16 protein-coding genes and 1 tRNA gene are annotated in these 22853 nt (G+C 60.3%); 10 read left to right on the forward strand and 7 right to left on the reverse strand.

Annotated elements, in window-relative coordinates; genetic code table 11:
- Window positions 1–94 precede the first annotated feature (94 nt).
- Window positions 95–439 carry a hypothetical protein gene (locus tag M2360_RS21740; RefSeq protein WP_280777483.1) on the reverse strand — a complete coding sequence of 115 codons (345 nt, stop codon included), beginning with the start codon at window positions 437–439 and terminating at the stop codon, window positions 95–97.
- Window positions 440–891: 452 nt separating this feature from the next.
- Between M2360_RS21740 and M2360_RS21745 the strand changes: the two genes are divergently transcribed.
- Window positions 892–1533, forward strand: a complete 642-nt coding sequence (locus M2360_RS21745) for a porin family protein (RefSeq protein ID WP_280777581.1) — start codon at window positions 892–894, stop codon at window positions 1531–1533.
- Between the two features lie 67 nt (window positions 1534–1600).
- Here M2360_RS21745 and M2360_RS21750 read toward each other — a convergent pair whose 3' ends face one another.
- The 6 genes from M2360_RS21750 to wrbA all read right to left on the reverse strand — a co-directional run bounded on the left by M2360_RS21750 (window position 1601) and on the right by wrbA (window position 8009).
- Entirely contained in the window at window positions 1601–2674 is a 1074-nt protein-coding gene (locus M2360_RS21750; protein ID WP_280777484.1) for an HD domain-containing phosphohydrolase, read from the reverse strand.
- 10 nt (window positions 2675–2684) lie between these two features.
- Entirely contained in the window at window positions 2685–4925 is a 2241-nt protein-coding gene (locus M2360_RS21755; protein WP_280777485.1) for an ATP-binding protein, read from the reverse strand.
- Window positions 4922–5434: a molybdopterin-dependent oxidoreductase gene (locus tag M2360_RS21760; protein ID WP_280777486.1), complete on the reverse strand. Its 513-nt coding sequence runs from the start codon at window positions 5432–5434 to the stop codon at window positions 4922–4924. Before M2360_RS21760 ends, M2360_RS21755 begins: the two co-directional genes overlap by 4 nt.
- 509 nt (window positions 5435–5943) lie before the next feature.
- A tRNA-Leu gene (locus tag M2360_RS21765) sits at window positions 5944–6028 on the reverse strand.
- Between the two features lie 334 nt (window positions 6029–6362).
- Window positions 6363–7154 (reverse strand): calcium-binding protein, encoded by a 792-nt coding sequence (locus M2360_RS21770; protein WP_280777487.1) that lies wholly within the window; start codon window positions 7152–7154, stop codon window positions 6363–6365.
- 255 nt (window positions 7155–7409) lie between these two features.
- Window positions 7410–8009: an NAD(P)H:quinone oxidoreductase type IV gene (gene wrbA, locus M2360_RS21775; RefSeq protein ID WP_280777488.1), complete on the reverse strand. Its 600-nt coding sequence runs from the start codon at window positions 8007–8009 to the stop codon at window positions 7410–7412.
- 216 nt (window positions 8010–8225) lie between these two features.
- On the opposite strand from wrbA, the gene M2360_RS21780 reads away from it, so the two are divergent.
- The 9 genes from M2360_RS21780 (at window position 8226) to M2360_RS21820 (ending at window position 22768) form a co-directional block, all read left to right on the forward strand.
- Window positions 8226–8993: a competence/damage-inducible protein A gene (locus tag M2360_RS21780; RefSeq protein WP_280777489.1), complete on the forward strand. Its 768-nt coding sequence runs from the start codon at window positions 8226–8228 to the stop codon at window positions 8991–8993.
- Between the two features lie 88 nt (window positions 8994–9081).
- Window positions 9082–9912 (forward strand): universal stress protein, encoded by an 831-nt coding sequence (locus tag M2360_RS21785; protein ID WP_280777490.1) that lies wholly within the window; start codon window positions 9082–9084, stop codon window positions 9910–9912.
- 111 nt (window positions 9913–10023) lie between these two features.
- On the forward strand, window positions 10024–10521 hold the full coding sequence (gpt, locus tag M2360_RS21790; protein WP_280777491.1) for a xanthine phosphoribosyltransferase: 498 nt from the start codon (window positions 10024–10026) through the stop codon (window positions 10519–10521).
- 440 nt (window positions 10522–10961) lie between these two features.
- The gene (locus M2360_RS21795) at window positions 10962–12845 is read left to right on the forward strand and encodes a methyl-accepting chemotaxis protein (RefSeq protein ID WP_280777492.1); all 1884 of its coding nucleotides are present in this window, start codon (window positions 10962–10964) and stop codon (window positions 12843–12845) included.
- 47 nt (window positions 12846–12892) lie between these two features.
- Window positions 12893–13468, forward strand: coding sequence for a PDC sensor domain-containing protein (locus M2360_RS21800; protein ID WP_348529574.1), 576 nt, complete (start codon window positions 12893–12895; stop codon window positions 13466–13468).
- A gap of 679 nt (window positions 13469–14147) precedes the next feature.
- A complete protein-coding gene (locus M2360_RS21805; protein ID WP_280777494.1) occupies window positions 14148–17942 on the forward strand; it encodes a vitamin B12-dependent ribonucleotide reductase in 3795 nt (1264 codons plus the stop codon).
- A 495-nt stretch (window positions 17943–18437) separates the two neighbouring features.
- Window positions 18438–20357 (forward strand): methyl-accepting chemotaxis protein, encoded by a 1920-nt coding sequence (locus tag M2360_RS21810; protein ID WP_280777495.1) that lies wholly within the window; start codon window positions 18438–18440, stop codon window positions 20355–20357.
- Window positions 20358–20462: 105 nt separating this feature from the next.
- Window positions 20463–21026: a histidine phosphatase family protein gene (locus M2360_RS21815; protein WP_280777496.1), complete on the forward strand. Its 564-nt coding sequence runs from the start codon at window positions 20463–20465 to the stop codon at window positions 21024–21026.
- Between the two features lie 116 nt (window positions 21027–21142).
- The gene (locus M2360_RS21820) at window positions 21143–22768 is read left to right on the forward strand and encodes an FMN-binding glutamate synthase family protein (RefSeq protein ID WP_280777497.1); all 1626 of its coding nucleotides are present in this window, start codon (window positions 21143–21145) and stop codon (window positions 22766–22768) included.
- Window positions 22769–22853 lie beyond the last annotated feature (85 nt).

A 22853-nucleotide genomic window follows, 5' to 3' on the forward strand; every position in this document is an offset into this window, starting at 1 on the left:
TTTCTTCAACATGTCCCAGTGAATCACAAACCCCTGGATGTGGCCAGGGGTTTGTCAGCAGTCTGACCTCCACCTTTGGTGGAGGTCATGACTTTCAACCGTCTTCGCTTTCGTCTTCATTCTCCGGCCGCCGGACGACCGCGCGGGTAGCGCTTGGGCCGTCCGGTCGTCCGCCATTCAGCCGGTACTCCTCTTCCGCCTGGGCATAGGTCATCATCGGCTGACGGCGCTTCTCGCCCGCCTCCAGAAAAAACGTTGTCATGCCCGACGACATGACCGGCGGAGCTCCCGACTTGATGTCCGGCGCAATCTTGCGATCAGGCGTCAGGGCCCGCGTTGCTGTCTCTACGGGAGAGACGCCGCTGACGCGCGCATTGGGACGCAAGCCTTCCGCAGCGAAGGCCGCCGTATGCGCCGACACGGTGACGATTTGTGTCATGGCTCTTGATCCAGTTACTCTATCGTGACGACGCTAAAGCAAGGTTCTGGATCTCCCCTTGCGGAAAAAATTAGAAATTTAGCGGAGTTAGGCTTTTCCAACCGCGAGGGTGACGATTGCAATCGGCTGGTGCGCCGTCTTTTTCAGGTTCGACCAAAGGTGATGCAGATTGGCCGCACTGAACGCTCCGTCAGCGCTCGCCACCCGATGACCGCATTTCAGCCATCAAGCCGCCAAGCTTGGCGACAATGAGTATTCCCGTAGCGAATGGCTGTGGGCTTGAAATCACGGCCAGGAAAAATCGACCGCCGACGGGAACCTTGGACGCCAAATGATGTTCACAGGGCGTCAGGGTTCATAGAGGGCCGCTGATTGTCAACAGCGATGCCCATCTTGGGCGGGGCGATTGACGGAAGGCGGGACCTTCCGGAGACATCGAAGGAGTTAACATGATGAAGAAAACTTTGATCCTGTCCGTCGTGGCGCTGTGCGCCGCAACCTCCGTTCACGCAGCCGACCTGGTTTCGCCCGAGCCCGCTCCGCCCGCAGTGACCGAAGAAATCGCCGCGCCCGCGACCTGGGACGGCGGCTATGTCGGTATCATGGGCGGCGGGAATTGGACCAAGGGCGATTACGACTTCGGCGGCGCCGATCGCAACCGTTGGCTCAATGGCGGTTCGCTCGGCGCATTCGCCGGCTGGAACCACCAGCTCGACAACAGCATCGTGCTGGGTCTGGAAGGCGACTTCTCCTACAAGTGGAACGAAGAGGACGTTCGTGGCCGCGAAACCGGAACCGACTGGTCGGGTTCTGTCCGGGGTCGTGTCGGCTACGCCGTGATGGATAACGCGTTGCTGTACGGCGCTGCCGGTTACACGGTGACCCGCGGCTATCTCGACGACGCCAGCGGCGACAAGGACACCAAGGCTCTGCACGGCTATACCGTGGGCGCTGGCGTGGACTACAAGTTCACCGAGAACATGTTCGGTCGCGTCGAATATCGCTTCAACGATTACGGTAGCGCCAATATCGGTGGAACCGATGTCGACGCACAGCAGCACGAAGCTCTGATCGGCATCGGCTACAAGTTCTGATCCGATCGACAGGACGAACGAGAAAAGGGCGCCGCGGCGCCCTTTTCGATATCCGGCGTTTCGCCCGTCAGGCGACCGCCTGGGCCGGCAGACAGAAAGGCGCGTCGTCGGCGACGGAATTGTCGCGCATGATGCGCAGGATTTCCGGCAAGGCCGCCTTGAAGGCCGCCACGCATTCCGGATCGAATTGACTTCCTGCCCGCCTGAGGATGTGTTCGCCGGCCTGATCCGCGGTCCAGGGCTCCTTATAGGGGCGCGCGGTGGTCAGAGCGTCGAAATTGTCGGCGATGGCGACGATGCGCCCGGGCAGCGGGATGGATGCGCCTTGCAGGCGCAGAGGATAGCCTTGTCCATCCCATCTCTCATGATGCGAGGAGGCGATCTCGGCGGCGAGTTGCAGCAGGCTCGAACGCGACTGACCGAGGATCTGGCCGCCCACCAGCGTGTGCCGCTGCATTTCGGCGAATTCCTGTTCCGTCAGCTTGCCCTGCTTGAGCAGGATCTCGTCGGCGATGCCGACCTTGCCGATGTCATGCATCGGGGCGGCGAGGCGGATATCGGCCGCCACGTCGGGCGACAGGCCGTAGGCCTTGGCGATGGCTTCCGAATAGAGGCCGACGCGCATGGTGTGACGGCCGGTTTCTGGATCCTTGTAGCCGGCGGCGAGCGTCAGGCGATAAATGATCTCTTCCTCGCGGGCGCGCAATTCGCCCACCGCCTTGTCGACTTCCATACGCAGCCATTCGGCCTTGTCGGCCAGCTTGTTGCGGGCGTCGGCCAGCGCGACGAGATTGCGGATGCGGGCGGTGAATTCGAGCGGATTGATCGGTTTGGTGAGGAAATCGATCGCGCCGGCGTTCAGCGCCGCCATGCGGGTGGCGAGATCGGTGTCGACGGTGACGAAGACAAAGGGCTTGTCCTTGTATTTGTCGAACCGCATCGTCTCGATCAGGAAGTCCACGCCGGTATAGACGGGCATCTGGAAATCGATAATGCCGATATCGAATTCGAGCTCCGGCATTTCCGACAGCGCGTCTTCCGGGCTGATAAAGGGCAGGGGAATACAGCCTTCCAGCTTTTCAACCAGCTTGGTCAGGATGGTCAGGTTGGTTTTGTTGTCGTCCACGAGAAGTATGCGCATGGTCTTCCCCTTAGGCCGCCAGCATCAGTTTGCGGCTGGCAATGTTCGCTGACAGTGATTCCAGTTGATTTCGGTTCGGGCGGCTGGTGCGCATCTGTTGCGCCAGGGCGGCGATATCGGACAGTCCGACATTGGCGGCCGCGCCCTTGAGATTGTGCAGCATCGGCTCGAGCTTTTCAGGCTGTTCGGCATCGTAGGCGGCGAGAAGATCGCGCAGCAGCCGTTCCGAATCGTCGAAAAAATCGTCCAGTAGTTCCAGGAAGACATCATCTCCCAGGGCGTCGGCGATCTCCTGGCGGCGCAATTCGAAGGGGCGCTCCCAGGTCTCGTTCGCCGGCTGTGGCGCAGTTGTGTTCATCCTCTCCTCCTCCATGGCCGCAGTCGGCGAATCGGCGATCGGCCGCTGTGCTTCACCGCCGACATCGGCAATCAACTGCCGGAGCTGGATCATCGACACCGGCTTGGAATGGAAGCCTTCCATACCGGCTTCCTCGCAGGCGATGCGATCGTCTTCGGAGGCGTTGGCGGTCATTGCCCAGATGGGCGTCCGGCAAGCCGGCTGAGGCAGCGCCTTGATGCGACGGGTGGCTTCGATCCCGTCCATCACCGGCATCTGCATGTCCATCAGAATGAGATCGAAGCGCTTGCGGGAGGCGATGTCGACCGCCTGCGCGCCGTCGTCGGCGAGATGGACTTCCTGTCCCAGATGTTCCAGGAAGCGGCGGATCACCTGCTGATTGACCTTGTTGTCTTCCACCGCCAGCACCGTCAGTCTTGGCAATGCGTTGGCGGCCGCAGTTATGGCCTTGTTGTTGGGCGGCGCCAGTTCCGACCGCGGCGCGGGAATTTCGAACCAGAACTTGCTGCCGAGCCCCGGCACGCTGTCGACGCCCATCTCGCCGCCGAAGCGATCGACGATCTGCTTGCAAATCGTCAGTCCAAGGCCGGTGCCGCCATATTTACGGCTGATCGAGGCGTCGACCTGGGAGAAGGGCTTGAAGAGTTTGGCGCGGCCGCATTCGTCGATGCCAATGCCGGTGTCCTTGACCTCGATGCGCAGACGCGGCGCTTTTTCCGTGCCGGTTTCGCGGATGCGGAGAGTGACGACGCCATTGGCGGTGAATTTGACCGCGTTGCTCATCAGATTAAGCACGATCTGGCGCAATCGGGTCGGATCGGAATGGATATAGGGCGCCGACAGCACCGCCGGTATGTCGAGATCAATCGTGTTGCCGGCCTCTGCGGCGCGTCCGCGCATCATTTCACTGGCGGATTCGGCCAGCGCCTTGATGTCGACAATGCGGTATTCGAGTTCCAGATTGCCATGCTCGATCTTGGCGAAATCAAGGATCTCGTTGATGATGTCGAGCAGCGCTTCGCCCCCGCCGCGAATGGTGCGCAGATTGTCCTGGCATTCGGCCGGCAGTTTTTTCAGTTCCATCAGTTCGACCATGCCGAGGATGGCGTTGAGCGGCGTGCGGATTTCATGGCCCATCGTGGCCATGAATTGCGACTTGGCGCGGTTGCCGGCTTCGGCCGCCTGATAGGCGTTGTTGAGGTTGCCGGCCATGGTCTCCAGGCTCAGGCCGGCGGCGCGGACGCTGCGCAATTGCCGCCTGAGCGTAAAGATCAGGAATCCCACCGAGGCGACCAGAAGCGCGATCAGCGTCAGCGACTTCATTTCGAGCGATTGCACGGTCTGGCGACTGTCGGCGCGGTCGGCGCTGAGCGTATTGTTGGTGTAGGTCAAGAGATGTTCGCTGTTTTCCGTCAGCGTCACCAACTGGCCAAAGAGAATGCGGAGGCTCGCGATCGATACCGCCCTCTTGGCTGCAATGTCGTCGAACAGGGGCGCGTTCTGGTAGACCGTGCGTCGGATCTCCGTGAGCTGCTTGCGCACCGTCGCGTCGACCTTGAAGTTTTCTTCGAAATTCGCCTTTTCCAGCATCGACATGCGCGAGAAGAGGATGTCGTAGCGCAATGACATCTCTTTCTGCGAGGCGACCGAGGTGTCGGATTTGGCGATTGCGATCGAGACGACTTCACGCAGGCGTCGGGCTTCGCGGTCGAGCTGATAGACCGACCACATGGCGTTTTCGCGAATGCCGTTCTGCATCTCCGAATAACGGGCGGAAATATCGTAGTAGAGAGAGGCCAGAAGCCCCAGCAGCAGGACAGCGAAGACCTGCAGCACGGCGGTGGTTTTGCCGGCTTTGCGGATGACGTCGCTTTCCTGCATGAGACTGATCACTCGATGACCTCTATCGATTTGATTTGCCAGACCGAGCGCGAGAAGTATTTCTCGTTGTAGAGCGAGGGGTCTAGATCGAAGGGATAGATCAGGAAGAGAGGGCCTTTGTCGCGCACAGACATCGGCTCATCATTCATGCGCGTGGCGAGGATCGTTTTGATATCGGTGGCGTCCGAGGCCGGAACCTCGACGGTATAGTCATTGAGCGCGGTCACGCGCAGCATCTTGCCATGCGCGCCGACGGCTTTCATCAGTTCGGCCACGAAGGGACCGGAAAAGGTGACTTTGCCCTGTGTCCAGGGTGTTTCCAGCGTCGCCGTTCTGCCGGGCAACTTTTCCAGCATGGCGATATCGAATTCGGCCGCCGCCGCGGCGTTGAGATCGTCGATTGCGCCGGTGACGGTGAGAATGACGTCGCCGGTCGGCTTGTCGAGCGCCAGAACCGGCCCGACTTGGATGGCGACGGCGGAAATGGCGGCGGCGATGAAGGAGATGTGGCGTGCGATCATGGCGTCTGCCCGAGACTGTTTTTCGCGCCGCTGCCAAAACGCGCCGTTCCCGCCCGCGCGGCTGGCGAACGAAACGAGCCGGGCCCCGAAATCAGGCTCCCTCTCCGCTACGGATAGAATGCTTGCGTCATTCCCGTATTGGATGATGCTAAAATAGCCGACGTCGATTAAGAGGATTTGAAGCGGTTGCGTAAATTTAGCAATAACTGATGCTTTTTGGGCTGCATTCAGAGGCTGTTAACCGCATTTATCCGAACGGGCGCGGACAAGGGGCTGGATCCATGTGCTTGCTGGTGTTCAGTACGGATGTTGACGGCAGGGGCCAACGGCGACAAGCCCCTGCCGTATACGACGCCCGCAATTTGGGGGCATGCGCCGCTGACGACAGCTGTATCGGGAAACAGCATCCAAAACATTAGTAAATAACGGTTATCTACAGAATTGATAGCGAACACCAGCAATGCTTGCTGGCGTGGCGGTCGCGTTTTCCGACAGATGCTCGAGAATGTTGGTGCGGACAACGGGAATCGAACCCGTACGAGCAAGCCCGAGGGATTTTAAGTCCCTTGCGTCTACCAGTTCCGCCATGTCCGCAGCGTTAACTTTCAATACCTTACCGAGGATGATTCGCAAGCCCCTGCACAACGCCAAAATTGTTGTGCAAAGATGATCATCTCTCCGACTGCACATGAAAACCGCTCCGAAGCGCTTTTTCTGCGTGGTTGTGGCGGGGCGGTGCTGCCTGAAAGTAATCCCTCAACAGCACGGCCCGCGATATAGTGACTCAAGCTGCGGGCACGCCTGACAGCTTGTTCCGGCGTGCATTTATTTTGACGACGTTTGTTGTCCTCCATGCTTTCCCCACGCTTGACGCAGGTTGGGGCGAAACAGCGCCGGGCCAGATGCGGCTGTAAGAAAGCTGCTTTTCCTACAAGTAAAGAGAGACGTCTTCGATCCTGAAATCAATGTTTTTTATATTGGCGTCTTCAAATATTATCGAGCGGTTTTCATCTATTTGAACGTGAATATCGGAGCCAATTTTCGTCATGTATTTTTCGCGAAACGCATCAAGGCTCAATTCGCGCTGAATGTCGATCACAACCCTGTCACCTTTGCAGTCGCGAACGACATCGTGACCGAATTTCTCCGAAAAGAGGAAAAAGTCGGTATCCGCGCCGCCTTTGAGCACGTCGTTTCCCTTGCCTCCAAACATCATGTCTACTCCGGCGCCGCCGAAGAGGAAATCTCTTCCTGCGCCGCCCATCAACACGTCATGGCCGCCGAGGCCGAAAACGGAGTCGTTGCCGCCGGCCATGGTGAAGTTATCTGACTTTTCAGATCCGTAGGCGACATCACGCTCGCTGCTGCCAATAAATGTGACGGCAGACGAGCCGATCAGCCAATCTTTCGTAGTTGTGGCCTCTGACCATGTCACAGACAGGTCCGTCACGGTTTCCCGCATGTGATGACCAAAATAACTAAAATGCTCTACGGAATAACCGGTAATTTTTGCGTCCCCCGGTATGCCATCCACCGGGAGTTCTTCAGGGAATTCGCCTTGAATCACATAATACGTATATCTGGAGACATTAATGGCAATTTCTTCCGAAGTGTATTCTGTTATGAATGTTCCTACAAATGGGTCCGGATCATCGGGGATTGGTAAAGATTTATTTGTCATGTCAAAGCCATGCGTGAAGTGAGCGTTGATGAACGTCATGATCGCACTCCTTGCAGAATATTTATTGAGCCTTCATTCGTATTCTTGATGTGAATACATGACGTGGAAAATGAGATGATCTATGTTTGAGAGTCAATATTAAACAATTTTATGAACGGAGTTGTATAGTCGCTGGGTCCCTTTTTTTACTCATTCCAGCGGCTCCGATCCAACGGGGCGACGCGCCTATTTCGCGCGGCCATGAAAAAAGGGCGACGCGCGCGCCGCCCTTCTTCATCATTCTGCTTTTTAAACTCAAGCGACCAGCTTGGCGGCGAGCTTGGCGATATGAGCGCCCTGGAACTTTGCGCCTTCCAGTTCCACTTCAGACGGCTGACGCGAGCCGTCGCCATCGGTGATGGTGGTCGCGCCATAGGGCGAGCCGCCCTTGACGGCGTCGACGCCCATCTGGCCGGCAAAGGCGTAGGGAAGGCCAGCCACGACCATGCCGTGATGCAGCAGGGTCGGGATGAAGCTGAGAATGGTGGATTCCTGACCGCCATGCTGGGTGGCCGAGGAGGTGAACACGCCGCCGACCTTGCCGACCAGCTTGCCCTGGAACCACAGACCGCCGGTCTGATCCCAGAAATTGCGCATCTGCGAGGCGACCGAGCCGAAGCGGGTGCCGGCGCCGACGATGATGGCGTCATATTCGGCGAGTTCTTCGGCGGTGGCGACCGGGGCGGCCTGGTCGAGCTTGAAATGCGCGCCCTTGGCGACGTCTTCCGGAACAAGTTCCGGAACGCGCTTGACGGTCACGTCTGCGCCCGTCGATTTCGCGCCTTCGGCGACGGCGTAGGCCATCGTCTCGATATGGCCGTATGAGGAGTAGTAGAGCACGAGAACCTTTGCCATTGTGGCGTCCCTTCGTTGTCTGAGAAAAATTCGACAACCGCTATATAGGCGCATCGTCTGGTTCTGGCAGCATGGCAATTTGCGGCTTGAGTGTTCTCTTTTGTTGAACAATGGAGGTTTTGTGAAACTGATTTCCTTTACGCCGCCGCGCCGCCTTCGGCTTGACACGCGATAATGCCCGGCCCAGTTTGCCCCATCTTCCCGGAGACCCTGACCATGACACATTCCGACATCGTGACCGCCGCCATGCTGGCGATCGGCGACGAACTCCTGTCCGGACGGACCAAGGACAAGAATATCGGCTATCTCGCCGACCTGCTGACGCTCAACGGCATCGATCTCAAGGAGGTCCGGATCGTGCCGGACGAACAGGATGAGATCGTCGCAGCGCTCAACGCGCTCCGGGCGAAATATGATTATGTCTTCACCTCCGGCGGCATCGGCCCGACCCATGACGACATCACCGCCGATGCGATCGGCGCGGCCTTCGGCGTGCCGGTCAGCCATGAGGAGAAGGCCATGGCGCTTTTGGGCGCGATGTATCAGGCGCGCGGGCTGGAGTTCAACGAGGCGCGCCAGCGCATGGCGCGGCTGCCTGAAGGCAGCGAGCATATCGACAACCCAGTGTCGATCGCGCCGGGCTTTTCGATCGGCAATGTGCATGTGATGGCCGGCGTGCCGAACATCTTCCAGGCGATGCTGGATAATGTGCTGCCAAAACTTCGGACGGGAACGACAATGTTGTCGCGTTCGACGCCCTGCGATTTCGGCGAAGGCGATATCGGCGGCCCGTTGGCGGCCGTGCAGAAAGCCCATCCCGACACGGTGATCGGCTCTTATCCGAAATTCGACGGCCAGCGCTATTCCACCGATATCGTGGTGCGGGCGAGGAGCGCCGCTGCGCTCGAGGCGGCCGTTGACGCGGTGCGCGCGATGCTGGCCGAAGTGGCCGCCCGTCGCCTCGGCCACGCCGATTCCGATTGACGTCCGCAGATTGACCTTGATCAAGGTTGGGCGGAACTTTGCGCCTATTGTCGACTTGAAACCGTGAGAACAACGACGGGAGGCTTTCATGCCCATCAAGACGATCGCAGTCGTACTGTCCGACCCCAAGACGGCCAAGGCGGTGGCGCAAGCCGCCATCGGCCTGGCCCAGAAGGAAAACGCCCATCTGATCGGCCTGCATGCGGAAATCGTCGATCCGCCGCCGATCATGACGCCGTTCGATCTGCCGGATTCCTCCATCATCGCCAGTCTCTATGAGGCGGCCGCCGAAAAGCGCAAGTCGATCGAGGCGATGTTCAACGAGGCGACCGCGCGCGAAGGCGTCTCCGCCGCCTGGCGGGCAAGCCGGGGAACCGGGGTCATGGCGTCGCAAGCAATGATCGATTCCTGCCGGGTCAGCGATCTGGTGATCGCCAGCCAACCGGCGTCCGACCGGGTAGGGGACGTGGACGAATTGCTGTTCGAAACCGGACGTCCGGCGCTGTTCATCCCGTGGATCGATCAGCCGGTCAATGGCTTCAATCGGGTGCTGGTGGCCTGGGACGGGTCGCGCGAATCCACCCGCGCTGTGTTCGACGCCATTCCGCTGATCAAGGACGCAGCCGAGATCGAACTGTTCTCGGTCGACCCGCAGGAGACCAACTCCAAGAGCGCCGTGCTGACCGGCGCCGATCTTGCTGAGTCTTTGGCGCGGCATGGGCTCAAGGTGACGACCAACACCCAGGAGTCGGAGCGCGTGGCGATTTCCGCCGTGCTCGAAAACCGCTGCGCGGATTTCGCCGCCGATCTTCTGGTGATGGGCGCCTATAGTCACGCCCGTATTCGCGAGCGGCTGTTTGGCGGCGTCACACAGATCATTCTGGAATCGATGACGGTTCCGGTCTTCATGTCCCGTTGATCAGGCGCTTTTCCTCTTTTTCGGGGATCACGACCGTCGCGCACTTTACGGCGCGGCGGCAACTCGGATAATGGCGCGGCAGATCTTCCATTTTCTATCCGAGGACACTCCATGTCGTTGCCTGAAAAAGCCTTCCCCGTTTCCTGGGATCAGTTCCATCGCGACGCCCGCGCGCTTGCCTGGCGGCTGGCGGGGCTGAACAGGCCGTTCAAGGGCATCGTCTGCATCACCCGCGGCGGCCTGGTTCCTGCCGCCATCATTTCGCGCGAACTCAATATTCGCCTGATCGAAACGGTTTGCATCGCCTCCTATCACGATTACGTCAATCAGGGCGACATGAACGTTCTGAAGGGCATCGCGGCGCCGCTGCTTGAGAAGGGCGGCGAGGGCGTCCTGGTGGTCGACGACCTCACCGACACCGGCAAGACTGCGGCGGAAGTGCGCGCCATGTTGCCGAACGCGCATTTTGCCGCCGTCTACGCCAAGCCCAAGGGCGTGCCGATGATCGACACATTCGTAACCGAGGTCTCGCAGGACACCTGGATCTATTTCCCCTGGGATATGGGCTTCACCTATCAGGAACCGATCGCCAAGGATCATCGCGGCTGATCGCCGCCATCCTGCGATGACATGATTGCGAGGTCACGCCCAGCGGCGCTTTGAGAGCATCGCTGGGCTTTCTTTTTGGATGAACGGGCAGGACGCCATTGATGTCCGCAGGGCGTCTCGATCATTGAAAGCCCTTGATTTCACGGCTTTTGCATCGCTCGATGTTTGGGCGGTTGATGTCGTGAGTTAGTAAATTCATGCGGATATACATGAATTTTATCAAATAAATTTCGTTATTCTTCGTTGTGTTCGTTCTTTCTGCGAAAATTGTCCTCGCGCGGAAAAGCAATCCTCGCGTGCTTCATAAATAATTAATATAGCGGATATACGTTTCGACCTGCGTATGGCGCAAAGCTGCCATGCATTCTTGCCATGAGGGCAGGCGAACGAGGCGGACCATCCCGGCATATTCGGGAACGGCGCCCAAAGAGGTTTCCTTCATGAAGCTATTGCGCAATCTTTCCCTGACCGTCAAACTCTCGGCGCTGATTGTTGTGATCAATGCGGCGGGATTGGCAGGGCTCGCCATCAACACATGGCGACAGGAAAGCGCCCAGATGCTGGCTTTTTCGGAGCGCGGCTGGATCAAGGATTCCGAGCAATTCGCCACGCTTGCCGCCGGCGGCGTCAAATGGGGCAAATCCGCGGTCGTGCAGGAGGCCTATGCGCTCTATCGTGAGAATGCAGCACTCAACCTCACCCAGTTTTCGGCGCTGAACGCCAGCGGCGCGGCTGTCGACGCCTGGACCCGGCCCGATATCCCGATGTCCTGGACCGCCGATGACATCGCCGCGTTCGCAAAACAAGGCGGCGAAAAATCCGCCGTCAGCCATGCCAGCGTTTCGAATGGCCTGGTCGCAGTCGCCTCGCCCTTGCCGCTCGACAAGAAGGGCAAGCCGCAAGGGGTGGTTGTCACCGTTTGGTCGGCGGAAGCGATATTCGCGGAGGCCCGCAACAAGGCGCTGACCGCGCTCGCCATCCAGTCGGGCGTCATCATTTTGGCGGTCGCGGCTTTTCTCTTCGCCATGCGACGGCTTGTGGGTGCGCCGTTGGGGGTGATCGGCGACCGCATCTCGCGCCTGCAGGCTGGAGATTTCGATACGCCCGTCATCCATCAGGATCGCGGCGATGAAATCGGTTTCCTGGCGCGCGCATTGGATCTGTTCCGTCAGCAGGCGATCGAGAAGGTCCGCCAGACAGAGGCCGCAGAGCAGCAGCGGTTGTCCATCGAGGCCGAGCGCCGGAGCAACGCAGAGAGTGAAAGACGTTCGGCGGATCGGCAACGATCTGTGGTCGATACGCTCGCTGCGGCGTTGGGCACGCTCGCCGAAGGCGATTTCAGCATCCGGCTCGACGATCTCGGCGCCGAGTTTTCCGAGGTCCAACGCGACTTCAACCGCATGATCGAGGCGGTGGCCGAAGCGATCGACAATATCAAGCGCGTCTCCGTGGCCGTCGAGAGCGGATCGCAGGAACTCGCCACATCCGCCGAACAACTCGCCAAGCGCACGGAGCAGCAGGCGGCCGCGCTTGAGGAAACGGCGGCGGCGCTTTCCGAAGTGAGTTCGACGGTCGATGTTGCGGCGCGCAACGCACAGACTGCCGTTCAGATGGTGGAAGAGGCCAAGAGCGACGCGCATAACTCGGCGCTCATCGTGCGCGACGCCATCGGCGCGATGGACCAGATCCAGACATCGTCCAGCCAGATCGGCAAGATCATCGGGGTCATCGACGAAATCGCCTTCCAGACCAATCTTCTTGCGCTCAATGCCGGTGTCGAGGCCGCGCGGGCGGGAGAGGCGGGCAAGGGGTTCGCCGTGGTGGCGCAGGAAGTGCGCGAGCTTGCCCAGCGATCCGCCAACGCCGCCAAGGAGATCAAGCAGTTGGTCACGGTGTCGAGCGCCGAAGTTTCCAATGGCGTCAACCTGGTCAATCGCACCGGCGATGCGCTGGTCACGATCGAAGAGCGGGTCAACGGCATCACCCGCTCGATCCAGGCCATGGTCGAGTCCTATCAGAGTCAGGCGAATGGTCTGCGCGAGATCAATGGCGCCATGAACCAGATGGACCAGACCACGCAGCAGAACGCCGCGATGGTTGAGGAAACCAGCGCCGCCTGCCATGATCTGCTCAGCCAGAGCCAGGCGCTGCAGGCCGGAGCGCAGCGTTTCCGTATTCGTCAGAGCGCGAGCGCGTCGTATTCGCCGCGGCAGAACAAGAACAACCTCGCGGAGGTCGCCCCGGTTCGCCGGCCGGTCGCCGCGCGATCAACGCGCGCTGCAACGGCTGCAGCGCCGGTCAAGGACTCCTGGGAGGAGTTCTGAGGTCTAGATACGCACGAGATGTGCGGGGGCATAGGAAAGGGCGCATGATGAGATACAAACTGACAGCAGTCCTCATGGCCGCGGCCATGATCACGCCATGGGCGGCGCAGGCGGAAGAGGCGCATGTCGCGCCGATCACCGACTATGTGAAAGCCAATGTCGCGCCATGGATCAAGGATCCAGCGGTTATCGACGCGATCAAGGCGCAGAACGCCAAGACCGCCGGATTGAGCGCCGCCGATATCGATGCGCTTGACAAAGCCTGGCGCGCCGAAGTCGACGGCGGCGATCGCAAGATGATCGATGAGGTCCTGGGCAATGCCGCCTCGAAATTCCTGCATGAGAAGCAGGAGGCGTCCGAAGGCGTCATCTCCGAGATCTTCGTCATGGACGCCAAGGGGCTGAATGTCGGCCAGAGCGACGTGACCTCGGATTACTGGCAAGGCGACGAAGACAAGTTTCAGAAGAGTTTCGGCGCCGGCGCCGAAGGCTTCTTCGTCGACGAGGTCGAAAAAGACGAGTCCACCCAGGCGCTGCAGTCTCAGGCCTCGATGACCATCGTTGACGAAAGCGGCGCGCCGATCGGCGCCGTCACCATCGGCATCAATCTCGACGCGCTCTGAGCGGTCCGCTCCTTCAGCATAGACTTTTTCGGCCGGTTCCCGTTGGAGCCGGCCGCAGCTTTTCGGGCGTTTTCGAGTGGGATTTTGTGATTCGTTTGTGCGCTGCCACAGATCGCTTCCGCGCAAAAGCGATTGGCTGTTTTTGTGAAAAAAATAAATATTCGATTTACCAAACTGTGAACAAGCCACGCCCGCGCGACCTCGGCTTGGGCCGAAACGCCGAGATTAGAAGCGCTTAGCCTGTGTCGTGTTTTTCCACATGCCCGCGCCACAAGATATGGTGTTAATAAATCCGTCACAGACCACCCCTTGACGGAATCGTGGCCCTGTCTCTTAATGGGATCGTTGCGGCGGCGACTGGACCGGAAAGTTACGAGGACCGGTTCATCCTATGGAAAAATCGATGGTTTCAGCGCTTTCCGGCGGTCGCGTTCGCGCGTCTCCGGGACACCGACAAGCGCGTCGAAAATATCTGCCCGCCATGGAACGAATGCTGGACCCATAAAGTTGTTGATACTATATTTAGTGTTTGCGGCTGGATCGGGCGCCAGATAAAGGGGCGACCGGATATCGTGTTTCCCGAAAGGTAACGAGACGCGAACTGGCTGCGGGGCGATCCCTCGCGCCGGACGAGGACATTTGCGCCTATGGCGCGACGATGATGCTAGGGGTTAATGAGATGCGCATAGAACGGAAATTCACTGAAGCCGGCAAGTCAGCCTATGACGCCGTCGCCTTCCGCACCGCCACCAGCGAGATCCGCAATCCGGATGGCTCGGTGGTGTTTCGTCTGGCCGATATCCAGGTTCCCGAACAGTTCAGCCAGGTGGCGGCCGACATTCTGGCGCAGAAATATTTCCGCAAGGCCGGCGTGCCGAAGATTCTGAAGAAGGTCGAGGAAAACGACGTTCCCTCCTGGCTGTGGCGCTCTGAAGCCGACACGGCCGCGATGTCGAAGCTGCCCAAGGACGAACAGTACGGCTCTGAGACCGACGCCCGCCAGGTGTTTGACCGTCTCGCCGGCACCTGGACCTATTGGGGCTGGAAGGGCAAGTATTTCACCTCTGAGGAAGATGCGCTCACCTTCCGCGACGAGCTTGCCTATATGCTCGCCACCCAGCGCGTGGCGCCGAATTCGCCGCAATGGTTCAACACCGGCCTGCATTGGGCTTACGGCATCGATGGCCCCGGCCAGGGCCATTTCTATGTCGATCCCTTCACCGGCAAGCTGGTGAAGTCCAAGTCGGCCTATGAACATCCGCAGCCGCATGCCTGCTTCATCCAGTCCGTCGAGGACGATCTCGTCAACGAAGGCGGCATCATGGATCTGTGGGTGCGCGAAGCGCGCCTGTTCAAATACGGCTCCGGCACCGGCTCCAATTTTTCACATCTGCGCGGCGCCGGCGAAAAGCTGTCGGGCGGCGGCAAGTCGTCTGGCCTGATGAGCTTCCTCAAGATCGGCGACCGCGCGGCGGGCGCCATCAAGTCCGGCGGCACGACCCGCCGCGCCGCCAAGATGGTGGTGGTGGATATCGATCACCCCGATATCGAGGAATATATCAACTGGAAGGTCAAGGAAGAGCAGAAGGTCGCAGCGCTCGTGACCGGCTCCAAGATCGTCGCCAAGCATCTCAAGGCGATCATGAAGGCCTGCGTCAACTGCGAGGCCGACAATGACGCCTGCTATGACCCCAAGCAGAACCCGGCGCTGAAGCGCGAGATCAAGGCCGCCAAGTCCGCCCTCGTGCCTGAAAATTATGTCCAGCGCGTCATCCAGTTCGCCCGCCAGGGCTATAAGGACATGGAATTCAAGACCTATGACACGGATTGGGATTCGGAAGCCTATCTGACCGTCGCCGGCCAGAACTCCAACAATTCCGTCTCGATCAAGGACGACTTCCTGCGCGCAGTCGAAAACGATGGCGATTGGAACCTGACCGCCCGCAAGGACGGCAAGGTGGTCAAGACTCTCAAGGCGCGCGAACTCTGGGAAACAATTTCCTACGCCGCCTGGGCGTCTGCCGATCCCGGCCTGCATTTCAACACCACCATGAACGACTGGCACACCAGCCCGGCGGCAGGCCCCATCCGCGCCTCCAATCCGTGCTCGGAATATATGTTCCTGGATGACACGGCCTGCAATCTCGCCTCCCTCAACCTGATGATGTTCAAGGATGCGGCGACCGGCAAGATCGATATCGCCGCTTACGAGCACGCCGTGCGTCTGTGGACCGTGGTGCTCGAAATCTCGGTGATGATGGCGCAGTTCCCGTCCAAGCGGATCGCCGAACTCTCTTACGAATACCGCACGCTCGGCCTCGGCTACGCCAATATCGGCGGCCTGCTGATGTCCTCGGGCATTCCCTACGACTCCAAGGAAGGCCGCGCCATTGCCGGCTCGCTGACCGCCATCATGACCGGCGTCTGCTATGCGACGTCTGCTGAAATGGCCTCCGAGCTTGGTCCGTTCCCGATGTTTGCGCCCAACCGCGACAACATGCTGCGCGTCATCCGCAACCATCGCCGCGCCGCCCATGGCGTGACCCAGGGCTATGAAAAGCTCTCGGTCGAACCGGTGGCGCTGATCCACAGCGAATGCCCCGACCAGGATCTGGTCAGCCACGCCACCGCCGCCTGGGATCTGGCGCTGGAGCTGGGCGAAAAGCACGGCTACCGCAATGCGCAGGTGTCGGTGATTGCGCCGACCGGCACGATCGGTCTGGTGATGGATTGCGACACCACCGGCATCGAGCCTGATTTCGCGCTGGTGAAATTCAAGAAGCTCGCCGGCGGCGGTTACTTCAAGATCATCAATCGCGCCGTTCCCGAAGCGCTGCGTTCGCTCGGCTATAGCGAAAGCCAGCTTGCCGAGATCGAGGCCTATGCCGTCGGCCATGGCAATATCAACCAGGCGCCCGGCGTAAACCCCGGTTCGCTCAAGGCCAAGGGCTTTACCGACGACAAGATCGAGGCGATCAACGGCGCCACCAAGGCCGCCTTCGACATCAAGTTCGTGTTCAACCAGTGGACGCTCGGCGCCGATTTCCTGCGCACGCTTGGCGTCAGCGACGAAGCGATGAACGCCATCGACTTCAACCTGCTCGACCATCTCGGCTTCTCCAAGAAGGAGATCGAGGCCGCCAATATCCATGTCTGCGGCGCCATGACGCTCGAAGGCGCGCCCTTCCTCAAGAAGGAGCATCTGCCCGTTTTCGATTGCGCCAATCCCTGCGGCAAGATCGGCAAGCGCTATCTCTCGGTCGAAAGCCATATCCGCATGATGGCGGCCGCCCAGCCGTTCATCTCGGGCGCGATCTCCAAGACCATCAACATGCCCAACGACGCCACCGTCGAGGATTGCAAGAACGCCTATATGCTCAGCTGGAAGCTGGCGCTGAAGGCCAATGCGCTCTATCGCGACGGCTCCAAGCTCAGCCAGCCGCTCAACGCCTCGCTGATCGAGGATGAGGACGACGAGGACGCGCTGGAAGATCTGCTGCAGGCCCCGGCCGCAGCCGCTGCCGTCACTGTCACCGAAAAGATCATCGAGCGGGTGGTGGAACGGCTCGTGCGCGAGCGCGAAAAGCTGCCGAACCGTCGTCAGGGCTACACCCAGAAGGCGGTCGTCGGCGGACACAAGGTCTATCTGCGCACAGGCGAATTCGGCGATGGCCGCCTCGGCGAAATCTTCATAGACATGCACAAGGAAGGCGCCGCCTTCCGCGCGATGATGAACAATTTCGCCATCGCCATCTCGCTTGGCCTGCAATATGGCGTGCCGCTCGAAGAATATGTGGAGGCCTTCACCTTCACCAAGTTCGAGCCGGCTGGCATGGTCCAGGGCAATGACGCGATCAAGAACGCCACGTCGATCCTCGACTATGTGTTCCGCGAGCTCGCCGTCTCCTATCTCAACCGCCATGATTTGGCGCATGTCGATACGTCGGATTTTTCCAACACCGCGCTCGGCAAGGGTATCCAGGAAGGCAAGACCAACCTGATTTCCACCGGCTGGACGCGCGGCTACAAGCCGACGCTGGTCGGCGGCTCGGGCATCGATCGCTCGGACGCCAAGGGCGCCGCCACGGCCGTTCCGGCCAAAGCCTCGGCCAATGTCGCCGCCTTCTCCGGCAACGCCGCGCGCAAGCTTGAGCCGATGACGGCGATCTCGACCTCTGAAGTCGTGTCCTTCAAGCGCGATTACGAAGAGCGCGCCAAGGAACTGGTCGAAGACGTCGCCGGGCAGATCTCGGAAACGCCAGCTGACGCCACCGCACTGTTCTCCGACAAGGCCGCCGCCGACGCCGCCGCCGCCAAATCGGAAGCCAAGAAGATGGAGAACGCCCGCCGCATGCAATCGATCGCGCAAGGCTATACCGGCAATATGTGCTCGGAATGCCAGAACTTCACCATGGTGCGCAACGGCACTTGTGAGAAGTGCGATACTTGCGGCGCGACCAGCGGCTGCAGCTGAGGATTAAACGAATTCGGCCCGGGGGAAACCTCGGGCCGAGTGGCATGATGCGCTTTCGGTCGGACCATGAGCGGTTTCATGCCTTAGTGTTGTCTCAACGTTGAGCGCCGTCGCCCTTTTCGGGGCTGCGGCGCTTTTCTTGCGCGTAGCACCGAAGTTCGGGCGGAAAAAATCAGATGATCCGCAAAAATCTTGTATTTTAACACTATTGAATGCAACCTGTTAGTATATTTTAAACGCACGTTTTCATATCATCGCGGCAACGCAGAGTAATAGCGAACATCTTCATGGCCTGCTGTTTCCGGATGTTCCGGTGAGCTCTCCTGAGCGCAGCCATTGCCGTGCGACGTTCAGCAGCATGACAAACCTCTCATATGCATACCGGTGTCCGTTTTGCCAAACGGCAAACGCTATCCGACATCCATCCGCCGGCGCGAGTGTGTAAAGTTGCAACTGCGCGATTGTAGAAATTCGACACCATAATGGGGAACTCGAATGCTGAAAAAGACGCTCTCCTTGAAAATTTCGCTCATCGCCATGATGGCGGCCTTGTTGGCGCTTCTGGTCGCCCAAGGCGGCTTCGGCCTTCTGTCGATCGGCGGCGTGTTCGACAACACCGAGCGTCTCGCCGCCAAGGCGCTGCCGGCGGTGGACATCACCAACCGGCTCAACATCACCATCGCCAATCTGCGCGGCCTGCAGAACCGGCATCTCGTCGACCGCAGCCCCGAGGAAATGGCCGCCACCGAAAAGCAGATCGCCAAGGATCTCGGCAAGCTGCGCGACCGCATGGCCATCTATGAGGCGCTGATTTCGCTGCCCGAGGAAAAGGCCGCCTATGCCGAGTTCAAGGAGCGGTTGTCCGCCTATCTCGCCGCGCATGATCAGATGATCGCGCTGTCGCGGGCCGGGCAGAAGAAGGAGGCCTCCGACCTGCTGATCAACACCATGACCGCGATCTATGGCGCGATCGACGATGCGGCCGACCGGTTCCGCGACGCCAATGTCCAGGCCGCCGAGGATATGCATCAGGAGGCGATCAGCGGTTACCGCAACGCCCGGATCGCCAGTTTCGCGGTGCTGCTGCTCGGATTGGCGGTGGGCGCCGGCGCGATGGCCTTCGTCATCCGGCATGTTTCGCGTCCGATCGGCCAGACCACCGCGCTGATGCGCCGTCTGGCCGGGGGCGATCTCGACGTCTCGATCGGCTATCTGGACCGGGGCAACGAAATCGGCGACATGGCCCGCGCCGTCGATGTGTTCAAGCAGAACGCCATCCGCGTCCGGTCGATGAACGAGCAGGAGCGACGGCTGAAGGAGCAATGCGAGGCGCTGCAGGCCGCCATCGCCGAAATCGTCGCCGCCGCCGTGGAAGGCGATTTTAGCCGCCGCATCCGCGCCGATTTCGGCAATGCCGATCTCAACGCCTTTGCGGGCTCGATGAACGAACTGGTGGAATCGATCGGTTCTGGGCTTTCCGAAGTCCGCCGGGTGATGTCGGCGCTGTCGGACGGCGATCTGACCGAAAAGATGCGCGGCGCCTTTCAGGGCGCGTTCTCCGAATTGCAGCACAATGTCAACCAGACCATGGACGTGCTGCGCATGCTGGTGACCGAAGTGCGCGCCTCCATCGACATGATCAATTCCGGCTCGGGCGAGCTGCGCCTGGCGTCCGAGGATCTGTCGCGCCGCACCGAACAGCAGGCGGCGGCGCTGGAGGAGACATCCTCGGCGCTGGAAGAGATCACGGTGGCGGTGCGTCATTCCACCGAGCGCGCCATCGAGGCCGCCAAGGCCGTGACGCTCGCCCATAACAGCACGGAAAAATCCTCGACCGTGGTCGGCGAGGCGGTGGCGGCGATGGAGCGCATCGAACAGGCCTCGACAGAAATCGGCAAGATCATCAATGTCATCGACGAGATCGCCTTCCAGACCAATCTCTTGGCGCTGAACGCCGGGGTTGAGGCGGCGCGCGCAGGAGAAGCCGGCAAAGGCTTTGCGGTCGTCGCCCAGGAAGTGCGTGAACTCGCCAGCCGCTCGGCCGGCGCCGCCAAGGATATCAAGGCCCTTATCGGCAAGTCCAGCGCCGAGGTCACCGAAGGCGTCAGGCTCGTCACCGCCACCGGCAATGTCCTCACCTCCATTCGCCAGCATGTCGGCGATGTGAACACGCATGTGAAGGAAATCTCGTCCGGCGCGCAGGACCAGTCCTATAAGCTGCAGGAGATCAACGAGGCGGTCAATCAGCTCGACCAGGTCACCCAGCGCAATGCCGCCATGGCCGAGGAGACGACGGCGAGCACCAGCCGGCTCGCCGATGACGCCAACCATCTGTCGCGGTTGATCGCCCGGTTCCGGCTGGAGGCCGGGCGGGGCGGCCGCCGCGCGCCTGTTCCACTTCGCGCCGTCGGCTGATCGTGACGGCGACTGATCCGTCTCGAACTTCAGGCGTTATAAATGTCGGACGCTTCTCCAGGGCGTCCGACATCGTATCGCTTCGGACTGGAAGGGAGACCGGTCATGCCGCTGATGGAGAGACGCGCATTTTGTCTTGGCGCCGCCGGCCTGTTCGTCGCCGGCGCCGCAAGGTCCGAAACGCCCTGGGCGCTATTGCGACGTGGCGAGTCGGTGGCGCTGATTCGGCACGCGACAGCGCCCGGATCGGGCGATCCGCCGGGCTTTCGGCTGCGGGACTGTTCGACGCAGCGAAACCTGTCTGACGAGGGCAGGGCGCAGGCGCGGCGGATCGGCGCGATGTTCCGCGCCAACGGAATTGACGACGCGGACGTCTATTCGAGCCAATGGTGCCGCTGCCTGGAGACGGCGCGCGCGTTGATGTTGCCCGCCGTGGACGAACAGCCGCTTTTGAATTCCTTTTTCGACGAACCCGGCCAAGCCGAGACGCGGACCCGGCAGACGCTCGCCTGGATCCTGAGCCTGAAAGCGGCGTCGCCCGTCGTGCTCGTCACCCATCAGGTCAATATCACCGGCCTTACGGGCATCTTTCCGGCGTCGGGAGAAGTCATCTTCGCGTCGGCGGAAGAGACTGGAATGAAGCTGCGTGGCCGGCTGGCGATTTCGTGATCCACAGGCAAGGCGCAGTCCCGACGAAAAAGCCTGCGTCCATCCGCCTGGGCTTCACGTTTGTATAATCGAATTCATCTAAATTACGGATCTCCGCCTCATTCCGGGTAGCATCCATGACCGCGCTTCGTCTGATCTTCTCCGCCCGTATCCTGCCGCTCACCATCAGTATCGCCTGCCTGGCCATTTTCGGTCTGGCGCTGCTTGTGATGGGGTTTTTCCATCCTGTGCTGCTGGGCTTTTTCCTGCTGTTTCTGTTCCTGTCGGCGGTTGGCGTGCATGATCTCGTCCAGAGCCGGCACGCGGTTTTGCGCAACTATCCGATCAGCGGGCATGCGCGCTACATCATGGAAGATCTGCGTCCGAAGATCCGGCAATATTTCTTCGAGGGCGAAAAGGACGGTCGGCCTTTCCCGCGCGACAAGCGTTCGCTCGCCTATCAACGCGCCAAGGGCCAGCTCGATAAGCGCCCCTTCGGCACCGAATATGACGTCTACGAGCCCCGCTACGAGTGGATCTCGCATTCGCTGGCCCCGACCAGGATTTCTGATCACCATTTCCGCGTCATCGTCGGCGGGCCAGATTGCGCCCAGCCTTACAGCCATTCGGTGCTGAACATTTCCGCCATGAGCTTCGGCTCGCTGTCGGCCAACGCCATCCGCGCGCTCAACAAGGGCGCAAAGATCGGCGGCTTCGCCCATGACACCGGCGAGGGCGGCATCTCGCCCTATCACCGCGAATATGGCGGCGACCTGATCTGGGAAATCGGGTCCGGCTATTTCGGTTGCCGCAATGACGATGGTTCGTTTTCGCCGGAGCGTTTTGAAAAGGCGGCGGCCGATCCCCAGGTCAAGATGATCGAGATCAAGCTCAGCCAGGGGGCCAAACCCGGCCATGGCGGCGTGCTGCCGAAAGCCAAGATCACCGAAGAGATCGCCGAGATCCGCGGCATCCCCATGGATCGCGATTGCGTGTCGCCGGCCGGTCATCCGGCCTTTTCGACGCCACTGGAATTGATGGCCTTCATCGTGCAATTGCGCAAACTGTCGGGCGGCAAGCCGGTGGGCTTCAAGCTCTGCATCGGCCATGCCCATGAATTCCTGGCGGTGGTCAAGGCGATGCTGGCGACAGGCATAACGCCCGATTTCATCGTGGTCGACGGCAAGGAGGGCGGCACAGGCGCTGCGCCGTCCGAATATATTGATCATATCGGCATGCCGCTGCGTGAAGGCCTCACATTCGTGCACAATGCGCTGACAGGCGCAGGCCTGCGCGACAAGATCCGCCTCGGCGCCTCCGGCATGATCATCTCGGCCTTCGACATCGGTCGGGTCATGGCGCTCGGCGCCGATTGGGTCAACATGGCGCGCGGCTTCATGTTCTCCATCGGCTGCATCCAGTCCCAGGCCTGTCACACCGATCACTGTCCGGTCGGCGTCGCCACCCAGGACGAGCATCGCCAGCGGGCGCTGGTGGTGCCGGACAAGGCGACGCGGGTGGCGCAATTCCACGCCAAGACGCTGGAGGCTTTGGCGGAAGTGGTGGCGGGCGCCGGCCTGCATCACCCATCCGAATTCAAGCTCTTCCATTTCCACAAGCGCATCAACCACAGCCAGGTCACGACCTTTACCCATCTTTATCCGCCGCTTCGGACCGGCGAACTCCTGGAAGGGACCAGTGACGTGCGCTTCCACATTCCCTGGCAGATCGCCCGCGCCGAGAGTTTTGCGCCTGCCCACTGATTTTTCTGCGATGGGATGAAATCTCGCCCCGATCGGCGCGTTATAGTGCGGCCGGCGCAAAGCGTCGTTGCCGCACTTGGCAAGC

It is taken from the genome of Rhizobium sp. SG_E_25_P2, assembly GCF_029892285.1.
GTDB lineage: Bacteria > Pseudomonadota > Alphaproteobacteria > Rhizobiales > Rhizobiaceae > Rhizobium_E.

What these genes read in the sequence shown, in the direction of transcription:
- M2360_RS21820 (WP_280777497.1), top strand. Translation starts at nt 21,143, where the DNA reads ATGACCGCGCTTCGTCTGATCTTCTCCGCCCGTATCCTGCCGCTCACC.
- M2360_RS21750 (WP_280777484.1), bottom strand. Translation starts at nt 2,674, where the DNA reads ATGCGCATACTTCTCGTGGACGACAACAAAACCAACCTGACCATCCTG.
- M2360_RS21795 (WP_280777492.1), top strand. Translation starts at nt 10,962, where the DNA reads ATGAAGCTATTGCGCAATCTTTCCCTGACCGTCAAACTCTCGGCGCTG.
- M2360_RS21800 (WP_348529574.1), top strand. Translation starts at nt 12,893, where the DNA reads ATGAGATACAAACTGACAGCAGTCCTCATGGCCGCGGCCATGATCACG.
- M2360_RS21785 (WP_280777490.1), top strand. Translation starts at nt 9,082, where the DNA reads ATGCCCATCAAGACGATCGCAGTCGTACTGTCCGACCCCAAGACGGCC.
- wrbA (WP_280777488.1), bottom strand. Translation starts at nt 8,009, where the DNA reads ATGGCAAAGGTTCTCGTGCTCTACTACTCCTCATACGGCCATATCGAG.
- M2360_RS21745 (WP_280777581.1), top strand. Translation starts at nt 892, where the DNA reads ATGAAGAAAACTTTGATCCTGTCCGTCGTGGCGCTGTGCGCCGCAACC.
- M2360_RS21815 (WP_280777496.1), top strand. Translation starts at nt 20,463, where the DNA reads ATGCCGCTGATGGAGAGACGCGCATTTTGTCTTGGCGCCGCCGGCCTG.
- M2360_RS21810 (WP_280777495.1), top strand. Translation starts at nt 18,438, where the DNA reads ATGCTGAAAAAGACGCTCTCCTTGAAAATTTCGCTCATCGCCATGATG.
- M2360_RS21740 (WP_280777483.1), bottom strand. Translation starts at nt 439, where the DNA reads ATGACACAAATCGTCACCGTGTCGGCGCATACGGCGGCCTTCGCTGCG.
- M2360_RS21805 (WP_280777494.1), top strand. Translation starts at nt 14,148, where the DNA reads ATGCGCATAGAACGGAAATTCACTGAAGCCGGCAAGTCAGCCTATGAC.
- M2360_RS21780 (WP_280777489.1), top strand. Translation starts at nt 8,226, where the DNA reads ATGACACATTCCGACATCGTGACCGCCGCCATGCTGGCGATCGGCGAC.
- M2360_RS21770 (WP_280777487.1), bottom strand. Translation starts at nt 7,154, where the DNA reads ATGACGTTCATCAACGCTCACTTCACGCATGGCTTTGACATGACAAAT.
- M2360_RS21760 (WP_280777486.1), bottom strand. Translation starts at nt 5,434, where the DNA reads ATGATCGCACGCCACATCTCCTTCATCGCCGCCGCCATTTCCGCCGTC.
- gpt (WP_280777491.1), top strand. Translation starts at nt 10,024, where the DNA reads ATGTCGTTGCCTGAAAAAGCCTTCCCCGTTTCCTGGGATCAGTTCCAT.